Here is a 12,150-nt window from a genome sequence, read left to right on the forward strand (position 1 = left end):
TTCTAGTTCGACCCCGCAGGTCGCCGGAGCCGCATGACGCCGCCGCGGAGGCTCACGCCGTGTCGCGGACGATGAGGGATGTCGGCAGCACGAGCGGATCGGGGTCGCCTCCCGCGATCACCTGCAGCACCATGTCGACCATCGCCGAACTGATGTCGCTCCACGGCTGACGCATCGTCGTCAGCGGCGGATCATGGGTCGCCGCGAGGCCCGAATCGTCGAAACCGGCGACGGCGATGTCATCGGGCACGCGGCGGCCGCTGCGCCGGATCGTGGCGATCGCGCCGACCGCCATGACATCGGAGGCGGCGAAGACGGCGTCGATGTCGGGAGCCCGCTCCAGCAGTCGCGTCATCGCCGCAGCGCCCGCGTCGCTGGAGTAGACGTCCTGCTCGACGAGGGCCGGGTCGAACAGGTCGCCCATCTCGTCGCGGAAGCCCTCGAGCCGGTAACGGCCACCCGGGGTGTCGTCCGGTCCCGTGATCACCGCGATGCGGCGATGGCCGCGCGAGAGGAGGTGCCGCGTCATCGTGCGGGCGGATTCCTGCTCGTCGACGGAGACCGTGGGCACATGGGCGCGATCACCCAGGGGCACGCCGGTGCAGACGGTGGGCACTCCCGCGGCGATGAGCGACGCGAGGAGCGGATTGGACTCGTGCGACGAGATCAGCAGGACGCCGTCGACGTGCCCGGCCCGCACGTACCGCTCGACGTTGGCGCGCTCGGCGGCGGTGTCGGCGATCATGAGGACGAGCGTCATCGACCGCTGCGCGAGCGCCTCGGTGGCGCCGCGCAGGAGCAGCGCGAAGGTCGGGTCGGCGAACAGCAGGTGCTGGGGCTCGGTGAGAAGGAAGGCGAGCGAGTTCGACCGTCCGGTCGCGAGACTGCGCGCGGCGTGGTTGGCGGTGTAGCCGGTCTCGCGGATGGCACGGTCGACGGCCTCGCGAGCCTCGGGAGAGACCCAGTGCCCACCGTTGATGACCCGCGAGACGGTGCCGTGCGATACTCCGGCGGCAGCCGCGACATCGCGGATGGTCGGTTTGCGCGCCGCGCCGGTGGTGCCGTTCACGTCGGCGAGCCTACTCCGCGGCACTCCCCCCGCATGCCGGGACGGATCGGGACGCGCCGCGGCTGGCAGCTGCACTGGGACCGATCACAGTTCGATAACGGCACCGTCGCCGGATCGCTCGCCCGCTTACAGTTGTCACACACCACCTGTGACCGGTCACAGCCCGACCGTCACGCTGACGAGACACGAGGACGCGTTTCATGCCCGCGAGCGTTTGGCCCGCCATCGACGGAATCGCCTACGGCGGCGACTACAACCCCGAGCAGTGGCCCCGCGAGGTGTGGCGTGAAGACGTCCGGCTGATGCGCGCGGCAGGGGTCAACCTCGTCAGCGTCGGGATCTTCTCGTGGGCGCTCATCGAGACGAGCGAGGGCGTGTTCGACTTCGAGTGGCTCGACGAGATCATCGGGCTCCTCCACGACAACGGCATCGCCGTCGATCTGGGCACACCGACCGCATCCCCGCCGGCCTGGTTCTTCGCCCAGCACCCCGACGCACGCGCGGTGAACCGCGACGGTGTCGTCATGGGCTTCGGCTCGCGCGGCATGGCGTCGCACTCGGCGCCGGCGTACCGCGAAGCTGCCGTCCGCATCGCCTCCACGCTCGCCGAGCGCTACGCCGAACACCCTGCCGTGGTCATGTGGCACGTCCACAACGAGTTCGGCGTCCCCGTCGGTGAGGACTACTCCGACCACGCCCTCGGCGCCTGGCGGATCTGGCTGCAGCAGAAGTACGGCTCGCTCGACGCCCTCAACGCAGCGTGGGGCACCGCGTTCTGGGGCCAGCATTACGGCGCATGGGAGCACGTCGGCGTCCCCGCCGCCGCTCCCTCGGTGATCAATCCCGCCCAGCGGCTCGACTTCGCGCGGTTCACCGATGCGCAGCTGCGAGCGTGCTTCGTCGCCGAGCGCGATGCCATCCGCCGGTTCTCCTCCCTCCCGGTCACGACGAACTTCATGGCGAACCAGCACCACGGCTGCGACCTCTGGGCCTGGGCTCGCGAAGTCGACATCGTGTCGGACGACCACTATCTGTGGGCCGCCGACGTCGAGGGCGAGATCGGCCTGTCCATCGCCGCCGACCTCTCGCGCTCGGTTGGGGGCGGCAAGCCCTGGATCCTGATGGAGCACTCGACGTCGGCGGTGAACTGGCAGCCGCGCAACATCGCGAAGCGCCCCGGCGAGATGGCGCGGAACTCCCTCGCGCACCTCGGCCGAGGCGCCGACGGCATCCTCTTCTTCCAATGGCGGGCCGGACGCTCGGGCGCCGAGAAGTTCCACTCGGCGATGCTGCCGCACGCCGGCACCGATTCGCGCGTCTTCCGCGAAGTCGTCGACCTGGGCGCGAAGCTGAACCGCCTGTCCGAGCTGCGGGGCTCCCGCGTGCACGCCGACGTCGCCGTCCTGTGGGACTTCGAGTCGTTCTGGGCGCAGGACCTCGAGTGGCGTCCGTCCGAAGACGTCTCGCACGACGAGCGCATACGCGCCTTCTACGAGCGACTGTGGCGTGACAACATCACCGTCGACTTCGCGCTGCCCGGCCACGACCTGTCGGGCTACAAGCTCGTCGTCGCGCCCGCCCAGTACCTGCTGCGTCAGGCCGACGCCGACAACCTCAACCGTTACGTCGGAAACGGCGGCACGCTCGTGGTGTCGTTCTTCTCCGCTGTCGTCGACGAGAACGACGCCGTGCACCCGGGCGGCTTCGCCGCTCCCCTCGAGCCCGCACTCGGGATCCGGGTCGAAGAGCATCTGCCGCTGCGAGCCGGTGACACGACGTCGATCGATCTCGGCGGCGCGCAGCACGCAGCCGACATCTGGCACGAGCACCTGGTGGTCTCGGCCGCGGAGACGCGGGCCACCTACGTCGACGGCCCCGGCGCCGGCATGCCCGCCGTGACCCGCAACCGCCACGGTGCCGGCACCGGCTGGTACATCAGCACCCGACCGGATGCCGCCGGCCTCGCGGCGATCATGACCGAGGTCTACGCCGACGCGGGGCTCGCTCCCCTCGACGCGCCGGCGGGCCTGGAGATCGTGCGCCGCACCGGGGACACCGACGAGTACGTCATCGTGATCAACCACGCGGCGACGGACGCGGAACTCGCTCTGGAGGGCGTCGACCTGGTGACAGGACGCGCCACCCAGGGCACGCTGGAGGTGAGTGCGGGCGACGTCGCCGTCGTCCGTGCACCGCGCACAGCACCCGGGGGTGGTCGCTGACCGACCCCAACGCCGGGAGACAGCCGACGTCTCCCGGCACGCACTGAGAAGAACGCCGACGCCATCCGGCAGCGGCATCCACACCGGTCGTGACGGAGCGACCTCCCTCGAGGTTTTCCGATCGACCACTTCGGAAGGAAGATCCATGCGCAAGATCGGGACCGGAATCGTCGCCATCGCGGCGACCACCGTCCTGCTCGCCGGTTGCTCCGGCGGCAGCACCCCCAGCGAGAGCGGCGACGCCGAAGGCGGCTCGGGCGCCTCGCTGGTCGTCTGGACCGACGCGAACCGCGCGCCGGCGATCGAGGCGGCCGCCGAGGCCTTCGAGCAGGAGACCGGCACGAAGATCGAGCTGGTCCAGAAGAACTTCGAAGACATCCGCAACGACTTCATCAACCAGGTGCCCACCGGCGAGGGCCCCGACATCACCGTCGGCGCCCACGACTTCCTCGGCTCGTTCGTCTCGGCGGGTGTCGTCGACACGGTCGACCTCGGCGACAAGGCCGAGCAGCTCGAGCAGGTGGCCATCGACGCGTTCACCTACGACGGCCAGGTCTACGGCTTCCCCTACGCTCTCGAGACCATCGCTCTCGTGCAGAACACCGCTCTCGTCGGCGAGGAGGCGCCGTCGTCCTTCGACGACATGATCGCCCGCGCCCAGGCCGCCGGCGCCGAGCGTCCGTTCGTGATCAACACGGCGGGACAGAAGGGCGACGCGTACACGATGTACGGGTTCCAGACCTCGTTCGGCGCCCCGGTGTTCGTCCAGGACGCCTCGGGCTCGTACACGACCGAGGTCGGCATGGGCGGCGCCGGCGGCGAGTCCTTCGCCACGTGGCTCGGCGCCCACGGCGAGGCCGGTTCGGGTGAGATCTCCACGACGATCGACTACGACACCAACAACGAACTCTTCGCCGCCGGCACCGCCGCGTACACCGTGCAGGGACCCTGGGCCATCGAGGCGCTCACCGCGAACGGCGTGAACGTCAAGGTCAACCCCATCCCCTCGGCCGGCGGCGAGACCGCTGCGCCGTTCGTGGGCGTGCAGGGCTTCTACGTCAGCTCGGAGAGCACCAACAAGCTCCTCGCTCAGGAGTTCCTGACCACCTACCTCGCCACCGACGACGCCCAGCGCGCGCTGTACGAGGCCGACCCCCGTCTGCCGGCCTGGAAGACCCTCGCTGCCGAGGTCTCGTCCGACCCGGTCGTCGCCGGCTTCCTCGCCTCCGCCGCCAACGGCGTGCCCCAGCCCTCCATCCCCGAGATGGGCTCGGTCTGGGACCTGTGGAACGCCGCACAGGTGCAGATCATCAAGGGCGGCGACCCCGTCAGCACCTGGAACACCATGGTGACCGACGTCCAGGCAGCCATCGGCTGACCCGCTCCGGGGGCGAGGCACACCGCTTCGCCCCCGGACCCCTCTCGTGAAGGAGATGCACATGTCGGTCCCCCAGGGAACCGTGAGCGAGAGCGCGCCGCCGCCCCGCACCCCCGATCGGCCGCAGCAGGCCGAACCCCACGGCCGTCGCTGGTCGGGCCTCGGCTGGGGCTTCGTCGTGAAGCTCGTGCTGATGGCCGTCGTCAACGCGTTCGGTCTCATGGGGATCTTCGCCGCCGTCCAGGCCGAGTCGTGGATCATCGCGACCGCCGCCGCGGTGCTGCTCATCGCCGCCGACATCGTCTACTTCACCAAGCGAGCACTGCCGCTGAAGTACCTGCTGCCGGGACTGGCGTTCCTGCTGATCTTCCAGGTCTTCATCTTCGGCTACACCGCGTACATCGCGTTCACCAACTACGGCGCCGGCCACGTCGGATCGCAGGAGCAGGCGGTCGCCGCCGCGCTCGCCCAGGGTGAGCGCCGCGTCGACACCTCGCCCACGTACCCGCTCTCGGTGGTCGAGCGGGGTGGCGAGTACGGCTTCGCCATCGTCGACGACGGCGAGGTCAAGGCCGGATCGGCCGACCAGCCGCTCGAGGTCGTGGGCGACACGTCCGCGACCGGAGCGCCGACCGAGGTCCCGGGCTGGAACGTCGTCTCCCGCGGCACGTTCCTGAGCGACCCCGCACTGCAGGAGCAGATCGTCGAACTGCGCGTTCCCGTCTCGGACGACCCCAACGACGGCTCCATCCGCACGCGCGACGGCTCGACCGGAGCCGTCTACCTCTCGACCCTGACGTGGGATGCCGAGGCGCAGACCATCACGGACACGGCATCCGGCGCCGTCTACACCGCTTCCGACGACGGCAGGTTCGTCACGGCCGACGGCGCAGCGCTGCCGACCGGATGGGTCGTCAACGTCGGATTCGACAACTTCCTGCGCCTCGCAACCGATCCCGGCCTCCTCGAACCGATCGCCCTCGTCACCCTCTGGACCTTCGTCTGGGCCACCCTCTCGGTGCTGATCCCGTTCGCCATGGGTCTCGTGGTGGCCCTGATCTTCAACGATCCGAGGGTGAAGGGCCGGAAGATCCTGCGGACCCTGTTCATCCTCCCGTACGCATTCCCCGCGTTCATGTCCGCGCTGCTGTTCCGCGGCATGTTCAACGCCGAGTTCGGCGTCATCAACGAGTTCTTCTTCGGCGGGGCGAACATCGACTGGCTCGGCGATCCCTGGCTCGCCCGCATCGCCGTGCTGTTCGTCAACGTGTGGCTGACGTACCCGTACTACTTCCTGGTGTGCACGGGCGCCCTGCAGGCGCTGCCGTCCGACACGCTCGAGGCCGCGTCGATCGACGGGGCCGGCCGCGTCCGCCAGTTCCGGGCGATCGTGCTGCCGCTCGTCCTGGTGGCCACCGCTCCGCTGCTGATCTCGTCATTCGCCTTCAGCTTCAACAACTTCACCGTCATCTACATGTTCAACAGCGGCGGGCCGGCGATCCCCGGCGCGCCCTACGCGCTCGGGTCCACCGACATCCTGATCTCCGCGATCTGGGACATCTCGGGCGTCTCGGGCGGCGCCGCCGACTACGGCCTCGCGAGCGCCCTGTCGATCCTCGTCTTCATCGTGGTCGGCGCGATCTCCGCCCTGGCGTTCCGTCAGACCCGCAAGCTGGAGGAGTACCAGTGATGTCCACCACCACCGCTCGCCCCACGTCAAGCCGCGCCGGCGCCCGCCGTCGCCGGTGGCTGCTCGAGGTCGGCTGGAAGTACCTCGTCGCGCTGGTCATCCTCTTCTACGCGATGTTCCCGCTGCTGTACGTGCTCTCTGCGGCGCTCAACCCGCGCGGCAGCCTCGCTGCGAGCAACCAGCTGTTCGGCGTGTTCGACCTCGCCAACTTCTCCTCGCTGGGCGGCACGGCCTACTGGACCTGGTACGGCAACACGCTCATCGTCAGCGGCGCGTCGGCCCTCGGCGCCGTGCTGATGGGAGCCGCCGCGGCCTATGCGTTCTCGCGGTTCCGCTTCCGCGGCCGCCGGCCGGGCCTGACGGCACTGCTCATCATCCAGATGTTCCCGCAGGCCCTCGCCTTCGTCGCGATCTTCCTGATGCTCCTGGCCCTCGGCGAGGTGTTCCCCGCCCTCGGCCTGAACTCGAAGATCGCCCTCATCTGCGTCTACCTCGGCGGCGCACTGGGCGTGAACACCTTCCTCATGTACGGGTTCTTCAACACGATCCCGATGGAGCTCGACGAGTCGGCGAAGATCGACGGCGCGACCCACGCACAGGTGTTCTGGCGCATCATCATGCCGCTGGTCACCCCGATCCTCGCGGTCGTGGCGCTGCTGGCGTTCATCGCCTCGTTCGGCGACTACATCATCTCCAAGATCGTGCTGGTCTCCCAGGACAACTGGACCCTCGCAGTCGGCATGTTCCAGTGGGTGTCGAATCAGCTCGCGAGCAACTGGGGCCTGTTCGCCGCGGGCGCAGTGCTGGCGTCGATCCCGGTGCTGGCGCTGTTCCTCGGCCTCCAGCGCTACATCATCGGCGGGCTGACCGCGGGCTCCGTCAAGGGCTGACCCGCACCTGACCCCCACTCGACCGGTCCCGGCACGCCTGACCTGCGGGAACGCACCGTCCTCGCGAGAACGTACCCTCGGCGGTGCGTTCTCGCGGCGGCGGTGCGTTCTCGCGTTACTTCTGACCGCGAGCGGCGAGCGCGGCCTGGTACAGGTCGCGCGATGACAGACCCGTCGCGGCGGAGACCTCGGCGGCGGCGTCCTTGAGTCGGATGCCGTCGGCGACGAGGCGCTGCACCTGCACGAGCGCATCGGCAGGATCGGTCTCGCTCGCACCGGCGCCGTCGACGACGATCACGATCTCACCGCGCACGCCGTCGGCTGCCCAGGCGGCGAGCTCGGCGAGCGTTCCCCGGGCGACCTCCTCGTGCAGCTTCGTCAGCTCGCGACAGACCGCGGCGCGACGATCCGCCCCGAACGAGGCGGCCATCGCCTCGAGAACGTCGGCGATCCGTGAGGGCGCCTCGAAGAAGATGAGCGTGCGCTGCTCGCCGGCCAGCTGGTCGAACAGTCGCCGCCGCTCCCCCGGCTTGCGCGGCGCGAAGCCCTCGAAGGCGAACCGGTCGGTCGGCAGGCCCGAGACGGCGAGCGCGGCGAGCACGGCGCTCGGTCCGGGCAGCACTGTCACGGTGACCCCGGCCGCGGCCGCCGCGGCGACCAGGCCGAACCCGGGGTCGCTCACGGTGGGCATGCCCGCGTCGCTGAGGACCAGCACGTCCTCCGTGCGTGCGCGTTCGACGAGCTCGTCGGCACGCTGCTTCTCGTTGTGGTCGTGGAGGGCGATCAGGCGGGGACGGTTGCCCACCCCGAGCCCCTGCAGCAGCCGCTGCGTGGTGCGGGTGTCTTCCGCGGCGATCGTGGTGGCGCGCTCGAGGGCGTCGACGAGCCGGACCGTGGCGTCGCCGAGGTTCCCGATGGGCGTCGCGGCGAGGATGATCACCGCCCCAGCATAGGCTGGCGGCGTGACGACGACCGCTGAGCCGCTGCTGCCGAAGACGCGCCCGGCGACGCTCCTCGACCGGTGGCACGGGCGCATGAACGGCGACCCCGTGTTCGCCCGACGCGTCGCCTGGATCGCGCCCCTGGTCATCACGGCGCTGGCGGCGGTGCTGCGCATGTGGAACCTCGCGCACCCCCACGCGGTGGTCTTCGACGAGACCTACTACGTCAAGGATGCCTGGAGCCAATGGGTGCTCGGCTACGCGGCGACGTGGCCCGAGGGCGCCGACGAACGCTTCCTCGCGGGCGAGACCGACATCTTCACGACGACCGGCAGCTTCGTGGTGCACCCCCCGCTCGGCAAATACCTCATCGGGCTGCCGATGGCGCTGTTCGGGGCCGACTCGACGTTCGCGTGGCGCTTGGGGGCGGCCCTCGCCGGGACCGCGTGCGTCCTCGTCCTCTACCTCCTCGCACGCAGCATGTCGGGCTCGGTCGTCTTCGCCTCGTTGACGTCGGGACTGCTCGCGATCGACGGCCTCGGCATCGTGATGAGCCGCGTCGCACTGCTCGACATCTTCCTCACCCTCTTCACGCTGCTGGCGTTCTGGTTCGTCGTGCTCGATCGTCGCCGGCACCGGGTCGTTCTGGCCGAGCGCACCGCAGCACGGTGGGACGACGTGGGCGCGCCCGCATGGGGACCGGTGCTGTGGAACCGCCCGTGGGTCATCGCGGCAGGAGCGGCCGCGGGCGCGGCGACGGCGGTGAAGTGGTCGGGCGTGTGGGTGCTCGCGGCGATCGGCATCTACCTCGTCGTCAGCGACGCGCTCGCCCGGCGCCGCGGCGGCATCCTGTTCTGGCCGGCCGACGCGACGGTCCGGCAGGGCCTCGTGTCGTTCGTCCTCCTCGTCCCCGTCGCGCTCGCGGTCTACCTCGCCTCGTGGGCCGGGTGGTTCGCGACCGACGGCGGCTACGACCGTCACGCCGCCGACGCGCGGCCCGCGACCGGCCTGTGGTCGGTGGTGCCGTTGCCCCTGCAGAGCCTGTGGCGCTACCACGAGTCGATGTACGGCTCGACGGCGGGCATGTCGACGCCCCACGCCTACGCGAGCCCCGCCTGGCAGTGGCCCCTGTTGCTGCGCCCGACCTCGATGTACGCCGGGAGCACCCCGGGGGGCACGGATTCGTGCGCCGACCCCAACGGATGCTGGGAGATCCTCTACAGCATGCCGAACCCGATCGTGTGGTGGGCGGGCGTCGCGAGCGTCCTGTACCTCGTCTACCTCTTCGCCCGCACGCGCGACGAGGTGTACGGGATCGTGCTGACGGGGATCGTGGCGACATACGTGCCGTGGCTGCTCTTCCCCGAGCGGACGATCTTCCAGTTCTACACGGTGCTGATCCAGCCGTTCCTGCTGCTCGCGCTCGTCTTCGCGATCCGCTCCGCCGTGCGGGCGTCGCGGAGGGATGCCGCCCGACCGCGAGCCGTCGAACGGGTCGTGCTCGCCTTCCTGGTGCTCGTCATCGTGCTGGCGGCCTTCTGGTTCCCCCTCTGGTCGGCGATCTCCGTCCCCTACGAGTTCTACCGGCTGCACAACTGGCTGCCCGGCTGGGTCTGACGCGCGATGGTCGCCGCGCCGTAGGCTGGGCGCGTGTTCCGCTACCCGACGCCCGACGACGCCCCCGGCGCGGGATACGCGATGGTCACCGACCGCTTCGCTCTTCTCCTCGGCGCGGGCGCGGGAGACGGCCTCGCCGCCGCGGTCTGGGAGACGATGACGGCACGGGATGCCGCCTTCGAGGACGTGCTGTCGGTGATCGCTGCGGTCGGTATCGGCTCGTTGCCGGACTTCGCCCTCGTCGAGCTCGTCGACGCGGGCTCGAGCGCCGTCTCGGTCGCCGTCCGCGGCGCCGCCACGATCGATCTCCACGGGCCCCAGCGCAGCAGCTACACCGGCAGCGGTGTCGGCACCTGGGTCGAGGGCTCGGCACAGCACGTCGCCGGCATCTCTCTCGGACTCGGCGCAGCGCCCGGGCACGCCCTCCTCCCCATCGGTCGCGGCGTCGTCCGCTCCGACGCACTCGCCTGGGGCGCGTCCGCCCCCGCACCGGCCGCCCCGGCACCGGCCGCCGCACCGAGCGCCCCCGCGCACGCCGACCTCGACCCGCTCGAAACGTTCGCGGTCGACCGTCGCACGCTGTCCGAGGCCCTCGGCCCCCGGCGTCGCTCACGCGCGGAGGCGGACCACCGGGATGCCGTCGCAGCCGATGCGGCAGCGCCGCCCGCGCCGCCGACGCTGGACGTCGACGACAGCACGGTGCTCGGCTCGCGCCGCCCCGGCCCCGCCGTCGCAGCCGCGCCCGCCGCGCGCCGGTATGTGCTCCGTCTCGAGCCCGGCGGTGAGCTGCCCCTCGACCATCCCGTCGTCCTTGGACGGGCGCCCCGTGCCGCCGAGCACCCCGGGGCACGCATCGTCAACGTCACCTCACCGCGCAAGGAGGTGTCGAGCACGCACGTCGAGGTCCGCCTGGACGGTGATCTGCTCGTCGTGAGCGACCTCGGCTCCACCAACGGCACGATCGTGCGGGACGCGACGGGCGAGGTGGCGCTGCTGCGGGGCGGGGCGAGCGCACGCGTCTCGCCGGGCGCCGTCCTCGATCTCGGCGACGGCATCCTGGCCGCCTTCGAACCGTCTCCGTGAATCGGCGTCCCGCGATTTCCCGGCCCGACCCCCGTGTGTTAGAAAAATCTCACGGGATTCGGATTCCGGGGGACCCTGAGACAGTGCCCCCGTCGACAGGGGGTGCATGACTCGTGGCGTCGAGACTGCCCTCCGCACCGCCCGGCCTTGCCGGCTTCACGTACGTCCGCCCGCTCGGTACCGGCGGCTTCGCCGACGTCTTCCTCTTCGAGCAGAACCTTCCCCGCCGCCCCGTGGCGGTCAAGGTGCTGCTGGAGGACATCGTCGATGAGAGCCTGCTGCGGATGTTCAACGCCGAAGCCGACGTCATGGCGCGGCTGAGCTCGCACCCCTCCATCCTCACGATCTACGAAGCCTCGATCTCGTCCGACGGCCGGCCCTACATCGTGATGGAGTACTGCCCCACCTCTCTCACGAACCGCTATCGCCGCGAGGTGATCCCCGTGGCCGAGGTGCTGCAGCTCGGCGTGAAGATCGGCTCGGCGTTGGAGACCGCGCACCGGTCGGGCCTGCTGCATCGCGACATCAAGCCCTCCAACATCCTCATCACCACCTTCGGGACCCCCGTCCTGTCGGACTTCGGCATCGCGGCCGCCATCACGGGACGCGCCGACGGCGACGAGGTGTTCGCGATGTCGGTGCCGTGGAGCGCGCCCGAGATCATCGAGGAACGCGTGTCCGGGTCCGTCGCCGCCGAGGTCTGGGGGCTCGGGGCCACCCTGTACTCGCTCCTGGCCGGACGCAGTCCGTTCGAGCGCGCCGGCAGCGGGCAGAACAGTCGCGAGCAGCTGAAGTCGCGCATCCGCAAGGCCGCGTACACCCCGATCGGACGCGCCGATGTGCCCGAGCGCCTGGAGCAGGTGCTGGCGCGGGCGATGAGCCGCGACCCCTCCGCGCGTCACGCGACGGCTGCCGAGCTCGCGCACGACCTCCAGCTCGTCCAGCACGAGCTCGGGCTCGCCCACACTCCCATGGAGGTCGCGGTCGACGAGTGGGCGGCGGCCGGGGCGACCGTCGACTTCGCGGACGACCGGGCACGCGGACCCGTGCGCCCCTCGGTCGCCTACGAGTCGCGCCGGCCCGCGCGCACCCCGCGGGCGGTCGACCGACGTCCCGACGAAGGCACCATCCTCGCCGGAGCGGAACCGGCCCACCGCCTCGGCACGGCCGCACGCGTGGCGCTGATCGCGGGAGCCGCGCTGGTCGTGGCCGGCGCGGGCGCCCTGACGACCCTCCTCCTCGTCGGCGGAGGCTTCTGAC

Annotated in this window: 9 protein-coding genes; 7 read left to right on the plus strand and 2 right to left on the minus strand. The window is 70.7% G+C overall.

Annotated features, from left to right (window positions below; translation table 11 throughout):
* Nucleotides 1-52: 52 nt before the first annotated feature.
* Nucleotides 53-1,069 carry a LacI family DNA-binding transcriptional regulator gene (locus ACPYN5_RS10550; protein ID WP_424448931.1) on the minus strand — a complete coding sequence of 339 codons (1,017 nt, stop codon included), beginning with the start codon at nt 1,067-1,069 and terminating at the stop codon, nt 53-55.
* A 200-nt stretch (nt 1,070-1,269) separates the two neighbouring features.
* Between ACPYN5_RS10550 and ACPYN5_RS10555 the strand changes: the two genes are divergently transcribed.
* The 4 genes from ACPYN5_RS10555 (at nt 1,270) to ACPYN5_RS10570 (ending at nt 7,249) form a co-directional block, all read left to right on the plus strand.
* Entirely contained in the window at nt 1,270-3,291 is a 2,022-nt protein-coding gene (locus tag ACPYN5_RS10555; protein ID WP_424448932.1) for a beta-galactosidase, read from the plus strand.
* A 145-nt stretch (nt 3,292-3,436) separates the two neighbouring features.
* The gene (locus ACPYN5_RS10560; protein ID WP_424448933.1) at nt 3,437-4,669 is read left to right on the plus strand and encodes a sugar ABC transporter substrate-binding protein; all 1,233 of its coding nucleotides are present in this window, start codon (nt 3,437-3,439) and stop codon (nt 4,667-4,669) included.
* A 61-nt stretch (nt 4,670-4,730) separates the two neighbouring features.
* Nucleotides 4,731-6,359, plus strand: coding sequence for an ABC transporter permease subunit (locus ACPYN5_RS10565; RefSeq protein ID WP_424448934.1), 1,629 nt, complete (start codon nt 4,731-4,733; stop codon nt 6,357-6,359).
* Nucleotides 6,359-7,249 (plus strand): sugar ABC transporter permease, encoded by an 891-nt coding sequence (locus ACPYN5_RS10570; RefSeq protein ID WP_424448935.1) that lies wholly within the window; start codon nt 6,359-6,361, stop codon nt 7,247-7,249. The genes ACPYN5_RS10565 and ACPYN5_RS10570 overlap by 1 nt, the downstream gene beginning before the upstream one ends.
* A 115-nt stretch (nt 7,250-7,364) precedes the next feature.
* Here ACPYN5_RS10570 and rsmI read toward each other — a convergent pair whose 3' ends face one another.
* Nucleotides 7,365-8,189, minus strand: coding sequence for a 16S rRNA (cytidine(1402)-2'-O)-methyltransferase (gene rsmI / locus ACPYN5_RS10575; protein WP_424448936.1), 825 nt, complete (start codon nt 8,187-8,189; stop codon nt 7,365-7,367).
* Between the two features lie 22 nt (nt 8,190-8,211).
* Between rsmI and ACPYN5_RS10580 the strand changes: the two genes are divergently transcribed.
* The 3 genes from ACPYN5_RS10580 to ACPYN5_RS10590 all read left to right on the plus strand — a co-directional run bounded on the left by ACPYN5_RS10580 (nt 8,212) and on the right by ACPYN5_RS10590 (nt 12,149).
* A complete protein-coding gene (locus tag ACPYN5_RS10580; protein WP_424448937.1) occupies nt 8,212-9,807 on the plus strand; it encodes a dolichyl-phosphate-mannose--protein mannosyltransferase in 1,596 nt (531 codons plus the stop codon).
* A 33-nt stretch (nt 9,808-9,840) separates the two neighbouring features.
* Nucleotides 9,841-10,890, plus strand: a complete 1,050-nt coding sequence (locus tag ACPYN5_RS10585; protein WP_424448938.1) for an FHA domain-containing protein — start codon at nt 9,841-9,843, stop codon at nt 10,888-10,890.
* A gap of 113 nt (nt 10,891-11,003) precedes the next feature.
* Complete coding sequence (locus ACPYN5_RS10590) at nt 11,004-12,149, plus strand: serine/threonine-protein kinase (protein WP_424448939.1); 1,146 nt, start codon at nt 11,004-11,006, stop codon at nt 12,147-12,149.
* Nucleotide 12,150: the final 1 nt, after the last annotated feature.

Source organism: Microbacterium arborescens, from assembly GCF_049707515.1.
In the GTDB taxonomy this organism is placed as follows: Bacteria; Actinomycetota; Actinomycetes; order Actinomycetales; family Microbacteriaceae; genus Microbacterium; species Microbacterium arborescens_B.

What these genes read in the sequence shown, in the direction of transcription:
- ACPYN5_RS10555 (WP_424448932.1), top strand. Translation starts at nt 1,270, where the DNA reads ATGCCCGCGAGCGTTTGGCCCGCCATCGACGGAATCGCCTACGGCGGC.
- ACPYN5_RS10560 (WP_424448933.1), top strand. Translation starts at nt 3,437, where the DNA reads ATGCGCAAGATCGGGACCGGAATCGTCGCCATCGCGGCGACCACCGTC.
- ACPYN5_RS10565 (WP_424448934.1), top strand. Translation starts at nt 4,731, where the DNA reads ATGTCGGTCCCCCAGGGAACCGTGAGCGAGAGCGCGCCGCCGCCCCGC.
- ACPYN5_RS10570 (WP_424448935.1), top strand. Translation starts at nt 6,359, where the DNA reads ATGTCCACCACCACCGCTCGCCCCACGTCAAGCCGCGCCGGCGCCCGC.